This window comes from Amycolatopsis sp. GA6-003 (genome assembly GCF_046267895.1).
Taxonomy (GTDB): Bacteria; Actinomycetota; Actinomycetes; order Mycobacteriales; family Pseudonocardiaceae; genus Amycolatopsis.
In genome coordinates, this window is record NZ_CP176499.1 from 6695062 (window position 1) to 6706799 (window position 11738).

The 11738-nt window shown below is 69.9% G+C and carries 11 protein-coding genes; 6 read left to right on the plus strand and 5 right to left on the minus strand.

Annotated features, from left to right (window positions below):
* Positions 1-3: 3 nt before the first annotated feature.
* Genes F9C12_RS30380 through F9C12_RS30390 form a run of 3 tightly spaced genes read right to left on the minus strand, consistent with a single transcriptional unit; the run spans position 4 to position 2971 of the window.
* Positions 4-882 carry an ABC transporter permease gene (locus tag F9C12_RS30380; RefSeq protein WP_409185183.1) on the minus strand — a complete coding sequence of 293 codons (879 nt, stop codon included), beginning with the start codon at positions 880-882 and terminating at the stop codon, positions 4-6.
* A complete protein-coding gene (locus F9C12_RS30385; RefSeq protein ID WP_409462645.1) occupies positions 879-1886 on the minus strand; it encodes an ABC transporter ATP-binding protein in 1008 nt (335 codons plus the stop codon). Before F9C12_RS30385 ends, F9C12_RS30380 begins: the two co-directional genes overlap by 4 nt.
* A complete protein-coding gene (locus F9C12_RS30390) occupies positions 1883-2971 on the minus strand; it encodes a LolA family protein (RefSeq protein WP_409462646.1) in 1089 nt (362 codons plus the stop codon). The genes F9C12_RS30385 and F9C12_RS30390 overlap by 4 nt, the downstream gene beginning before the upstream one ends.
* A 145-nt stretch (positions 2972-3116) precedes the next feature.
* On the opposite strand from F9C12_RS30390, the gene F9C12_RS30395 reads away from it, so the two are divergent.
* The 3 genes from F9C12_RS30395 to F9C12_RS30405 are packed head-to-tail and all read left to right on the plus strand — an operon-like array spanning position 3117 to position 5574.
* Positions 3117-3827, plus strand: coding sequence for a response regulator transcription factor (locus F9C12_RS30395; RefSeq protein WP_409185186.1), 711 nt, complete (start codon positions 3117-3119; stop codon positions 3825-3827).
* Positions 3824-5149 (plus strand): sensor histidine kinase, encoded by a 1326-nt coding sequence (locus F9C12_RS30400; RefSeq protein WP_409462647.1) that lies wholly within the window; start codon positions 3824-3826, stop codon positions 5147-5149. The genes F9C12_RS30395 and F9C12_RS30400 overlap by 4 nt, the downstream gene beginning before the upstream one ends.
* A 23-nt stretch (positions 5150-5172) precedes the next feature.
* The gene (locus F9C12_RS30405) at positions 5173-5574 is read left to right on the plus strand and encodes an NUDIX domain-containing protein (RefSeq protein ID WP_409185188.1); all 402 of its coding nucleotides are present in this window, start codon (positions 5173-5175) and stop codon (positions 5572-5574) included.
* A gap of 21 nt (positions 5575-5595) precedes the next feature.
* Here F9C12_RS30405 and trpS read toward each other — a convergent pair whose 3' ends face one another.
* Positions 5596-6561 (minus strand): tryptophan--tRNA ligase, encoded by a 966-nt coding sequence (gene trpS / locus F9C12_RS30410; protein ID WP_409462648.1) that lies wholly within the window; start codon positions 6559-6561, stop codon positions 5596-5598.
* Positions 6562-6738: 177 nt separating this feature from the next.
* Between trpS and F9C12_RS30415 the strand changes: the two genes are divergently transcribed.
* Entirely contained in the window at positions 6739-7038 is a 300-nt protein-coding gene (locus tag F9C12_RS30415) for a YciI family protein (protein ID WP_409462649.1), read from the plus strand.
* A gap of 418 nt (positions 7039-7456) precedes the next feature.
* Here F9C12_RS30415 and F9C12_RS30420 read toward each other — a convergent pair whose 3' ends face one another.
* On the minus strand, positions 7457-7615 hold the full coding sequence (locus tag F9C12_RS30420; RefSeq protein WP_409462650.1) for a hypothetical protein: 159 nt from the start codon (positions 7613-7615) through the stop codon (positions 7457-7459).
* A gap of 220 nt (positions 7616-7835) precedes the next feature.
* Between F9C12_RS30420 and typA the strand changes: the two genes are divergently transcribed.
* Both typA and F9C12_RS30430 read left to right on the plus strand, forming a co-directional pair.
* Entirely contained in the window at positions 7836-9764 is a 1929-nt protein-coding gene (gene typA, locus F9C12_RS30425) for a translational GTPase TypA (RefSeq protein WP_409185191.1), read from the plus strand.
* A gap of 243 nt (positions 9765-10007) precedes the next feature.
* Positions 10008-11711, plus strand: a complete 1704-nt coding sequence (locus tag F9C12_RS30430; RefSeq protein ID WP_409467102.1) for an ABC transporter family substrate-binding protein — start codon at positions 10008-10010, stop codon at positions 11709-11711.
* Positions 11712-11738: the final 27 nt, after the last annotated feature.

The following is an 11738-nucleotide window of genomic DNA, read 5'->3' on the forward strand; positions in this document are numbered from 1 at the left end:
AGGTCAGCCGTCCCGGGTGACGAGGCGCGCGTAGGCCAGCGAAAGTCCGACCACGATGTAGCAGGCCGCGCGGACCGCGCCTTCGCCGATCATCGACAGCGACATCGGATCCTGCAGCACCGACGCCGGGGCCAGGGTCCAGTTCCGCGTGAGCAGGAACGGGTGCAGCCACTTCAGCGAGCTGAGGAAGCCGAGGATGGTGAAGACGATGTTCGTCGCGAGCACCGAGGCGACCACGAGCATCGGGTGCTCGGTCCAGCTCGACACCGCCAGCGCGATCGCGCCGACCGCCCACAGCTGCAGCACGATCCAGCCGCCGACGAGCAGGATCCGCAGCAGTGCCTCGCCGAGCGACAGCGTGGTGCCCGACAGCGTGAACAGCGAATCCGTGCCGTTGATGATCAATCCGGTGGCCACGCCGGTCACCGACATGGCGAGCACCGCGACCACCGACACCGTCGCGACGCCGAACGCCTTGACCGTCAGCAGCCGGCCCCGGCTGACCGGTGCGATGAGCCAGCCGCGCAGCGTGCCGTGCGCGGCCTCGCCGGCGATCGCGTCCGCGCCCGCCATCGCCGACGCGAGCGGGAGCAGCAGCGTGAGCGTCATGACCATGGCGGCGATCGGCAGCACGAACGCGTTGTTCACCGCCGACACCAGCAGCGCGGCGCCGCTGTCGTCCGGCGCGTCGCCCCCGGAGTTCTGCCCGACGAGGGTCAGGCCGATCCCGACCACGATCGGCACCAGCGCGAGCAGCCCCAGCACCGCGAGTGTGCGCGGCCTGCGGAAGATCCAGCGCAGCTCCGCGGCGACCAGGCGGAACAACGGCACCGTGTCGTGCCCGGTCCGGCTCACCGGCACCGCTACCGCAGCGGCAGTCATGACGCTTCCCCCTCGGTTTCTTCGCCGGCCGCCGATTCCCCTTCGGTCAGCCGCGCGAACAGGTCCTCCAGCCCGGTCCGCGCCCGGGTCGCCTCGTGCACCTCGACCCCCGCTTGCACGAGCACCTGCAGCACGCGCGGCGCGGGCGTCGCGGTGAGGTCGACGCGGACGCCGTCCGGGGTCAGCCGCGCCCCGATCCGGTTCTCCCGCAACGTTTCCACCGCCTGCTCGGCGTCCGGCGTACGCACCAGCAGCGCGGCGTTGCCAGATTCCAGCAGATCCGTCAGCTCGCCCTGAGCGACCACCGAGCCGGACTGCAGCACCGCCACATGCGTGCAGGTCGCTTCGACCTCGGCGAGCAGATGCGAGGAAACCACCACGGTCACGCCGTCCGAGTGCAGATCGGCGATGATGCGGCGGATCTCCCTGGTACCCGCCGGATCCAGACCGTTGGTGGGCTCGTCGAGCACGACCATCCGGCGCGGCACCAGCAGCGCGCTCGCCAGACCGAGCCGCTGCTTCATGCCGAGCGAATAGCCCTTGTACCGGCGGCGCGCGGCGGCGGACAGCCCGACCCGGTCCAGCGCGGCGTCGACCGCGCCGGGGATCGCGGCCGAAGCCAGCCGCGGTTCGGCGGCGGCGAACCGCAGCAGGTTGTCGCGTCCGGAAAGGAACGGGTGGAAGCCCGGCCCCTCGACCAGCGCGCCGACGTCCGGCAGCGCGTGCGCGGATTCCTCCGGCATCTTCCGGCCGAGCAGTTCGACCTCGCCCGCGGTCGGGCGGACGAGCCCGAGCAGCATCCGGATCGTGGTCGTCTTGCCCGAACCGTTGGGCCCGAGCATGCCGAGCACGGCGCCCTCGGGCACGTCCAGGTCCACGTGGTCCACCGCGACCGTGCCGCGGTAGACCTTGCGCAGCCCGCGGGTGCGCGCGGCCAGCGGGACCGCCGGGGCGGGCGCCTCCTCGGAGACGCCCGCCCCGGTTTCGACCGCGGTGCTGGTCACTTGGCGCCCAGCGCTTCGTAGAGCACCTGCTCCGGGACCGCGCCGGCGGCGAACCGGCCGTCGTCGGTCAGGACCGCGCCGCCCACCTTGGTGGTGAAGAGGTAGCCGCTGCCCCACGGGCCGTTGACCCGCTTGGCGAACCGGCTCAGCATCTTCTGCACGTCCGCGCCCTTGTCCTCGCCCTGCGCCTGCTGCTTGGCCTTCACCAGATCCGCGGGCACCTTGCCGGTGACGACGGTGTCCCAGCCGTCGCCGACGAACTTGGCGGCCTGCATGGCCTCGTTCGCCAGCGCCTTGTCGCGCTCGTCGATCTTGGCCTGCTTTTCGGTCACCTTCGCGCCCTTGGGCGGGGTGAAGGCGAACAGGTCGGCCGACTGGTCGGCGAACTCGATCTTGCTGAACGCCAGCTCCAGCGCCGGGGCGGTGGTTCCGTTGCTCAGCACCGAAAGCCGCAGCGGCATCCGGGTCTGCGAGTCGATCGCGACGCGAATCTCGCGCAGCAGCGTGCGTTCGGTCGGCTTCGGAGTGAGGACCAGCTCGTACGCCGGCCGGTCGGCGACCGTGGCCGTGCCGTCGACCGCGACGTTGCTGCTCTCGCGCACCTTGGCGAGCAGTTCCTTGGCCGCGGTGGACGGGTCGGCCGCCTTGCCCTCGTAGGAATTGCGCTTGGTCGCCACGTCCCCCGGGATCGTGGTCTTGGTCGCGCTGTTGGTCTTGGAGTCGTAGTCCCACACGGTGTTGCCGTTGTGGATGATCGTCTCCTGCGCCTGCCCCTTGGTGAGCGACACCTTCGTCTTGCCGGTGCCGTCGCTGAACACCTGCGCCGAATCGACGCCCAGCGCACCCGCCCCCGGTACCGCGCCGGTCGCCATCTTCGGCAGGCCGAGGTCGTTGCTCACCGTCACCGTGCCGTCGAACGGCGCCGGCTTCGCGGTGACCACCGACTGGACCAGGTCCTCCGCGCTGACCTGCGGCAGCTTCGGCGCGTCCCCCGCTGAGGCAGGCATCGCCACGACGACCAGCCCGCCCACGCCGAGCGCGGTGCCGACGACGGCCGCCGTGATGGCCTTCTTCTTCGGATCCATCTCGTCTCTCCCTGTGTTCCCGGGCTTTGGCGGGCCCGGCTCCCGGTGCAGACGTTCCCCTGCCGAGGCTGAGATACCCCTGAATGTTCGGCCCGTTCAGCTGAGATGGCACTGAGAGTACGCGCGTCAGCCGCGCGAACCGGCCATGATGAGGATCGTGAAACCTCGGGTGCTGGTGGTCGACGACGAACCTGGTGTGCGCAAGGCGCTGCAACGCGGCCTGCGCGCGGAGGACATGGACGTGGTGACCGCCGCGGACGGGCCGACCGGGCTGCAGCTCGCGCGCACCGGTTCGTTCGACGTCGTGCTGCTGGACATCATGCTGCCCGGCCTGTCCGGCTATCGCGTGCTGGAACGGCTGCGCGCGGAGAACGTGACCACGCCGGTGCTGCTGGTGTCCGCGAAGGACGGTGAGATCGACCAGGCCGACGGCCTCGACCTCGGCGCGGACGGCTACCTCGTGAAGCCGTTCTCGTTCGTCGTGCTGGTCGCGCAGGTACGGGCGGTGCTGCGGCGGGCCGGGCCGGAGGCGTCGCGCGGTGCGCTGAAACTCGGTGCGCTGGAGGTCGACCGGGCGTTGCGGCAGGTGCGCTGGGACGGTCGCGAAGTGCCGTTGAGCCCGCGCGAATTCGGGCTGCTGGAGGTGCTCGTCGGCCGTGCCGGGACGGTCGTGACGAAGGACGAACTGCTGCGCGCGGTGTGGGGCGAGGAGCAGGCCGTCACGCGGAATCTCGTTGAGGTGTATGTGGGTTACGTGCGGCGCAAGCTCGACGCGGTCGGCGCGGGCTCGATCCTGCGGACGGTGCGCGGGCACGGCTATCTCGCCTCGGACGACCAGCTTGACGAGGTCAGGTGACTGGCTCGCCGTCGTCGTGGTGGAGCCGCCGTTCGCTGCAGGTCCGGATCACCGTGCTGGCGGCGGCGATCACGCTCGGCTGTCTCCTCGGGCTTGCCGCGCTGGCGGCGAACAATCTCGACCCGCTGCTCACCGATTCGGTCGACAAGGAGCTGACCGCCGCGCTCGCCCCTGCGGCCGGCGCGGTCTCCGCCGGGAAGCCGCTCACCTCGGCGGACCCGGTTTCGGTGCGGGTGCTGGACATCGCCGGGGACCCGGTGGACGGCCAGGCGCGGCCGAAGCTGACCGGCCACGAGGTCTCCCAGCTCAAAGCGGGTTTGCCGGTGCAGTCCGACGGGTCGCGCTGGCGCGGCCAGGTGGTCAGCACACCGAATGGCAGCCAGCGGCTGGTCGTCGCGGGCGCCGGGCTGGTCGGGTTCACCGCCGCGGTGCATTACGGCGGGTTGTGGCTGGTCGTGGTCGCGCTGGTCGGTGCGCTGGTCGCGGGGCTGGCGACCTGGCTGGTCGTCCGGCTCGCGCTGCGGCCGGTGGCGCGGATGCGCGGGCTGGTGCGCACGCTGCCGCCGGGTGCGCGGCTGCCGCTGCCGACGTCGCACGACGAAATGCGTGCGCTGGCCGAGGAATTCAACGCGCTGCTCGAACGCCAGGAAGAGGTCAGCCAGCGGCTGCGCCGGTTCACGGGCGATGCGGCGCACGAGTTGCGTTCCCCGGTCGCGTCGATCCGGGTGCAGGCCGAGGTGGCCGTGACGAATCCCGATCCGGAGCTGGCGCAGGAGACGCTTTCGGACATTCTCGAGGAGTCCGAACGGCTGTCCGGCCTGCTCGACGGCCTGCTCGCGCTGGCTCGGTCCGACGCTGGGGAAGTGCCGCCCGCGGAACCGGTCGAGGTGGTGTCGGAGGTCCGCGCGGCGGTGCGGCGGCTGCCGTCCGGGGCACCGGACACGCGGGTGAGCAGCGCGGTGGCGCAGGCTTGGGCGTCGGCGGCGCACCAGGAGGTCGAGCTGGTGCTGGACAACCTGCTGCGCAACGCCTGCCGGTACGCGTCCGGGCAGATCGTGGTGTCCGTGCTGGCCTCGCGCTCGAAGGTGCGGGTCGTGGTGGACGACGACGGTCCGGGCATCGCGCCCGAGCACCGGAGCAAGGTGTTCGACCGCTTCTACCGCGTGTCCGACGACCGGGCGCGCTCGTCCGGCGGAACGGGCCTCGGCCTGGCGATGGTCGCCGAAGCGGTGCGCCGGCGCGGGGGCAAGGTCCGGGTCGGCGAATCGCCGGACGGCGGCGCGCGGTTCGAGGTCACCTGGCGGGCGGGCGCGGACCGGTGAATCCGGTGGGGGAGACTGGGCGCATGGACGCGGTCATCGTCGGGGCGGCACTGGTGCGCGACGGCAAGCTTCTCGCCCAGCAACGGGCTTGGCCGCCGCATCACGCGGGCCAGTGGGAACTGCCGGGCGGGCGCGTCGAGGAAGGCGAGACCGAGGCTTTCGCGCTGGCCAGGGAATGCCACGAGGAACTGGACGTGGCGGTCACCGTGGGCGAGCGGGTCGGCCCGGAAATCCCGCTGCCGGGCGGGAAAGTGCTGCGCGTGTACTCCGCCGCGCTGCTGTCGCCGGGCGACGAGCCGCGCGCGGTCGAACACACCGCGCTGCGCTGGGTCGGCGACGACGAACTGGACGACCTGGACTGGCTTCCGGCGGACCGGGACCTGCTGCCCGCACTGCACGCGCTCGTGAGTGCTGATTCCCAGTAGAACCAGCACTCACGAGCCTCTTCAAGCCGCCCCGACCATCCGCAAGGCCGACGACACCCGGTGCGCGCTGCGGTCGATCGCCCGCTCCGCGCCCGCCTTGCGGACCCGCTCCAGCTCAGCGACGTCGTCCAGCAACGCGCGCGTGCCCTCCCGGACCGGCCGCAATTCCTCGATCACCGCCTCGGCGACGGCATCCTTGAGCACGCCGTACGAGGGGTACTTCTCGGCCAGCTCCGCGGGCTCGCCGCCCCCGCAAGCGGCGAGAATCTCCAGCAAATTCGAGATCCCCGGCCGATTCTCCGGGTCGTACATCGGCGCCGAATCCCCGTCGGTCCGCGCCTTGCGCACCTTGCGCCGAATCTGATCGGGTTCGTCCAGCACGAACACGACGCCCGCGGAATCCTGCGCGGACTTGGACATCTTCCGAGTCGGCTCGGCCAAGTCCTTCACCCGCGCCCCCGCGGGCGGCAACGTCGCCTCCGGAATGACGAACACCTCGCCGTACGTGGAGTTGAACCGCCGGGCAAGCGTGCGAGCCAGCTCGACGTGCTGCCGCTGATCCTCGCCGACCGGCACCTCGTCCGCGCCCTGCAGCAAAATGTCGGCCGCCATCAGCACGGGATAGGTGAGCAGGCTGAGCCGCACTCCCGCCTGTCCCTTGGATTTCTCCTTGAACTGGATCATCCGCGCCGCCTCGCCGTAGGAGCAGGTGCACTCCAAGACCCAGGTCAACGCCCCCAGCTCCCGCGCGAGATCGGATTGCACGAACACCCGCTCCGGCGCGATCCCGGCGGCGACCAGCACGGCCAGCTGCTCAGTCGCCAGCGACCGCAGCTTCGCCGGATTGTGCGCGGTGGTCATCGCATGAAGATCGGAAACGAAATACAAATCGTCCGGCCCGCCGTCGGCCGCCCACCGACGCAACGCGCCGAGGTGGTTGCCGAGCTGGACGTGACCGGACGGGGTGATGCCGGACAGCTGGACCATCGGGGTTTTCCTCTCCGTGGATGTGTTCGACCCCGGGAGCGGACCCAAAAAAAGCCGCCCACCGGGCGGCCTTCGCTGGTTTTTCAGCGCAGAGCTAAGGGGCCGCCAACGGACGGCCACCACTGAGTGCTCTGGAAACGCATGCGACGAGCCTAGCACCGGACTACGGTTCGAACCATGTTCGTCGTCGTGCTCACGTACACCGTTCCGCTAGAGGAAATCGACCGCGCCCTCCCCGCCCACCAGGAGTGGCTGACGAAGCAGTACGAAGACGGGCGCTTCCTGGCCTCCGGCGCCCAAAAACCCCGCACCGGCGGCGTCATCGTCACCCGCCCCATCGACCGCGCACAGCTGGACGCGATCCTGGCCACGGACCCCTTCGCGATCAACCAGCTGGCCACCTACGAAATCATCCAGTTCCAGCCCACCAGAACGGCCCCGGAACTAACCCTGGTGAACGAACTGCTGGACAACTAACGCCGTCCCGCGAGGCCGCCTTCACGGATCCAGCGCCCCCTCAGATTCCCCTCACAGCCCTAAACCGCCACCGCTGCACCCACGAGCGAAGCACCCAACCCGCGAAGAAAACCGGCACCGCTGCACCCAAAGAGCGAAGCACCCAACCCGCGAAGAAAACCGGCACCGCTGCACCCACGAGCGAAGCACCCAACCCGCGAAGAAAACCGGCACCGCTGCACCCAAACAGCGAGGCACCCACCCCTCCCCCCGCCCCCGATACGAAGCCTCCCTGCGGTTCGGGGGTGCTTGTCAAGGCATCTTTCCCGCCTTGACAAGCACCCCCGAACCGTCAGCACAATCAAGCTTCGGGGGCCCCACGCAACCCACTCAATCGGCAATGTCGCCCGCCAGGGCGACGAGCCGCCCGAGAACGCCCTCAAGCAGCCTTGGCAACCCGCTTCTTAGCCTTCTTCAACGCCAAAACCGGACACTTCTTGCACCGATCGTCAGACCGGCAGCACTTCTTCTTGACCTTCCCGGCCTTCATCAACTTCCGCACCACGGCCCGAGGATCGTCCGCGTCCTTCTTCCCCACGCGCACTCCTCACACCGGCGGCCAAGAACACCCCAAAGGTTAGGTGAGCCTAACCGAGAGGAGGGCGTGGCGCTCCTCACACCACCCCAACAGGTATCCTGTTGGAAGTCCGCGTGTGGCCAAAGCCGGTCAGCGAGAGCCGGTCGCATTTCCCGGTGCCCGTGATCTTCGTTCGCCGCGCGGCGCCACCCGCCTTTCTTTCGAGTTCAGGAGTCTTCGCGTGCCCGCAGCCAGCGCCACCGCGGTCGAAACCGGCCGCGCGTCCGGCAAGACCCGGCCCGACCTGCGCAACGTCGCGATCGTCGCCCACGTCGACCACGGCAAGACGACCCTGGTCGACGCCATGCTCCGCCAGTCCGGCGCCTTCGCCGAACGCGCCGAGCTGGTCGACCGCGTGATGGACTCCGGTGAACTCGAGCGGGAAAAGGGCATCACCATTCTCGCGAAGAACACCTCCATCCACCGCCAGACCCCCGAGGGCACGGTCACCATCAACGTGATCGACACCCCGGGCCACGCCGACTTCGGCGGCGAGGTCGAGCGCGGCCTCTCCATGGTCGACGGCGTCGTGCTGCTGGTCGACGCGAGCGAGGGCCCGCTGCCGCAGACCCGCTTCGTGCTGCGCAAGACGCTCGAGGCGAAGCTGCCGGTGATCCTCGTGGTCAACAAGGTCGACCGCCCGGACGCCCGGATCTCCGAGGTCGTCGAGGAGACCCACGACCTGCTGCTCGACCTCGCGAGCGACATCGAGGACGCCGACCACGACGCGATCCTCGACCTCCCGGTCGTCTACGCCTCGGCGCGCGCCGGCAAGGCGTCGCTGGAGCAGCCCGCCGACGGCGGCCTTCCCGACAGCGAGAGCCTCGACCCGCTGTTCGAGACCCTGCTCACGCACGTCCCGCCGCCCGTCGCGGACCCGGACGCGCCGCTGCAGGCGCTGGTCACCAACCTCGACGCGTCGAACTTCCTCGGCCGCATCGCGCTGATCCGCATCCACGCGGGCAAGCTCCGCAAGGGCCAGACCGTGGCCTGGATGCGCGAGGACGGTTCGGTCCAGAACGTCCGCATCTCCGAACTGCTCGTCACCGAGGCGCTCACCCGCGTCCCGGCCACCGAGGCCAGCGCGGGCGACCTGGTCGCCATCGCCGGCATCCCGGACATCACCATCGGCGACACCCTCGCCGACCCCGAGGAGCCGGTCGCGCTGCCGCGGATCACCGTGGACGAGCCCGCCATCTCGATGACCATCGGCGTCAACACCTCGCCGCTGGCCGGGCGCAACGGCGGCGACAAGGTCACCGCGCGGCTCGTGAAGGCCCGCCTCGACCAGGAGCTGATCGGCAACGTGTCGATCCGCGTGCTGCCCACCGAGCGTCCGGACACCTGGGAGGTGCAGGGCCGCGGCGAGCTGGCGCTGGCCATCCTGGTCGAGCAGATGCGCCGCGAGGGCTTCGAGCTGACCGTCGGCAAGCCGCAGGTGGTGCTGCGCACGATCGACGGCAAGCTGCACGAGCCGTTCGAGCGGCTGTACATCGACTCGCCGGAGGAGCACCTCGGCTCGATCACGCAGCTGCTCGCCGCCCGCAAGGGCCGGATGGAAGACATGAGCGGCAACGGCACCGGCCGGATCAAGCTGATCTACGTGCTGCCCTCGCGCGGCCTGATCGGCTTCCGCACCGACTTCCTCACCGAAACCCGCGGCACCGGCATCGCGAACCACGTGTTCGAGGGCTACTTCCCGTGGGCGGGCGAGATCCGCACCCGGCACACCGGTTCGCTGGTGGCCGACCGGTCCGGCCCGATCACCGCGTACGCGATGATCCAGCTCCAGGACCGCGGCAGCTTCTTCGTCGAGCCGGGAGCCGAGGTGTACGAGGGCATGGTCGTGGGCGAGAACCCGCGGCTCGAGGACCTCGACATCAACATCACCAAGGAGAAGAAGCTCACCAACATGCGCTCGTCCACCGGGGACGAGCTGGAGCGCCTCGCCCGGCCGCGCAAGCTGAGCCTCGAGGAGGCGCTGGAGTTCTGCGCCAGCGACGAATGCGTCGAGGTCGCGCCGGAGGTCGTGCGGGTCCGCAAGGTCACGCTCGACATCGCGACCCGCGCCAAGGAGCGCTCGCGGGCCAAGAGCCGCGAAAACAGCTGAACCTCGCGCAGGTGAAAAAGGGCGCCTCCCGTTCCCGGGAGGCGCCCTTTCGCGTGAACCGCGACGGCGGTTCGCGCGTCCACTCTTATGGCGGTATCCACTCCGATGTCACGGAGTGACGGCCGATGTGGGAATCTCGATGCCGGCCCCCGCCCTGGCATGGCAGCATGTCCGCTCGGACCACGGAGCGCGGCGGGAACTTTCAGGAGGACGAGCGTGCGATTCGGACGCCGGCTGGGGCCGGTGCTGGCGCTGGCGGGAGTACTGCTCGCCGCGTGTTCGAACACCCCGCCGCCCCCGGTGGTCACGTCGGCTCCGCCGTCGAGCACGACCAGCGCGGCGTCGCAGTCGCAGATCGTGGTCGGCGTGGACGACGTGGTCGGCGGCTACAACCCGCACAGCATCGCGGACGCGTCGACGATCACCACCGCGCTCTCGCAGCTCCTGCTGCCTTCGGTGTTCCGGCAGTCCGAGGACGGCACGCGCACGCTCGACAAGACGCTGATGGTCTCGGCCGAGGTCGTCTCGCAGGTGCCGTTCACGGTGAAATACGTGATCCGCCCGGACGCCTCGTGGTCCGACGGGGCCCCGATCGCCACCGAGGACTTCATCTACCTCGCCAACGCGATGAAGACGAACCCCGGCGTGATCGAACCGGCGGGCTACCGGCTGATCTCGGACATCGAATCCCGCGACGGCGGCAAGGGCGTCGAGGTCACCTTCAGCAAGCCGTACCCGGCCTGGCAGACGCTGTTCGACAATCTGCTCCCGCAACACCTGCTCAAGGATTCGCCGGGCGGCTGGGCGAATGCCCTCGCGACGAGCTTCCCCGCGGTAGCCGGGCCGTTCGCGATCAAGACCATCGACACCGCCCGCGGCGAAGCGACTCTCCAGCGCAACGACCGGTACTGGGAAAAGCCCGCCGCGGTCGACACCCTGATCCTGCGCCGCTCCGACGCGTCCGGCATCGCGACCGCACTGCGCAGCGGCAACGACCAATTCTCCTTGACCCGCACCGATTCCACCGGGCTGCAGCTGCTGAACGACCTGGGCTCGGCGGTCAAATTGCACACGCTGCCGCGTCCGCTGACCGCGTCGGTGCTGCTGCGCCCGGTGAGCGCGACGCTTTCCGAACCGCAAGTCCGCGCGGGCATCGCCGCCTTGCTGGACCGCGGAAAACTGATCTCCGCCGGGGCGAAAGGCGGCCCGTCCGCCACGCTGAAAGCGGACGCACAAGTCCTGCCCCCCTCGGCGAAGGGTTACGCGGCCACCATTCCGGCAGGCCCGCCGGCCGCGCCGGACGCGACCAAGGCCGAGCAGTACTTCACCGCCGCCGGGTACAAAAAGGAAGCTGGCGTGTGGCGCAAGGGAAACAAGACGCTGTCGATAGTGCTCGCGTCGCCCGGCGAACAGGAACCGTACGCGTCGATCGCGAAGGAACTGGCATCGGAGCTGGTCGCGGGCGGCATCGAGGTCAACCAGATCAAACCGCAGCCGCGCGACCTGTATTCGTCCCTGCTGGCGATGCCGGTGGTGAACGGGAAACAGCAGGCGAGCCCGGATTCGAACAGCACGGTCGGCGTGGATATCGCCGTAGTAGGCCAACCCGTCGGCGGCGACCCGGCGACGGTCCTCGCGTCGAGCTACGGCTGCGCGCCCGAGCCCACGCCCGTGGACAAGACGAAACCCGTGGTGCCAGCTAATCCCGCGGGTTTGTGCGACCAGGGCTTGCAAGCGACGATCGACTCGGCCCTCACTGGCTCCGCGACTGTCGCGGATTCGCTCAAGACGCTGGAACCGCAGTTGTGGTCCCAAAACGTCGTGATCCCGCTGTTCCAGGAAGCCGAGACTTTGGCGGTGGGCAAGGGAATCTCCGGCCTGACGCCCGGCCCGCCGATGCAGGGTCCGTTCGGATCCGCGGTGAACTGGACCCGCGGCGCGACCTGATCCGGTACGCGAAAGGGGCCTCGCACG

Bases quoted from the DNA above. Each gene is read 5' to 3' on its own strand.
- F9C12_RS30380 (WP_409185183.1), bottom strand. From the start codon at position 882: ATGACTGCCGCTGCGGTAGCGGTGCCGGTGAGCCGGACCGGGCACGAC.
- F9C12_RS30390 (WP_409462646.1), bottom strand. From the start codon at position 2,971: ATGGATCCGAAGAAGAAGGCCATCACGGCGGCCGTCGTCGGCACCGCG.
- F9C12_RS30415 (WP_409462649.1), top strand. From the start codon at position 6,739: ATGTTCGTCGTCGTGCTCACGTACACCGTTCCGCTAGAGGAAATCGAC.
- F9C12_RS30405 (WP_409185188.1), top strand. From the start codon at position 5,173: ATGGACGCGGTCATCGTCGGGGCGGCACTGGTGCGCGACGGCAAGCTT.
- trpS (WP_409462648.1), bottom strand. From the start codon at position 6,561: ATGGTCCAGCTGTCCGGCATCACCCCGTCCGGTCACGTCCAGCTCGGC.
- F9C12_RS30395 (WP_409185186.1), top strand. From the start codon at position 3,117: ATGATGAGGATCGTGAAACCTCGGGTGCTGGTGGTCGACGACGAACCT.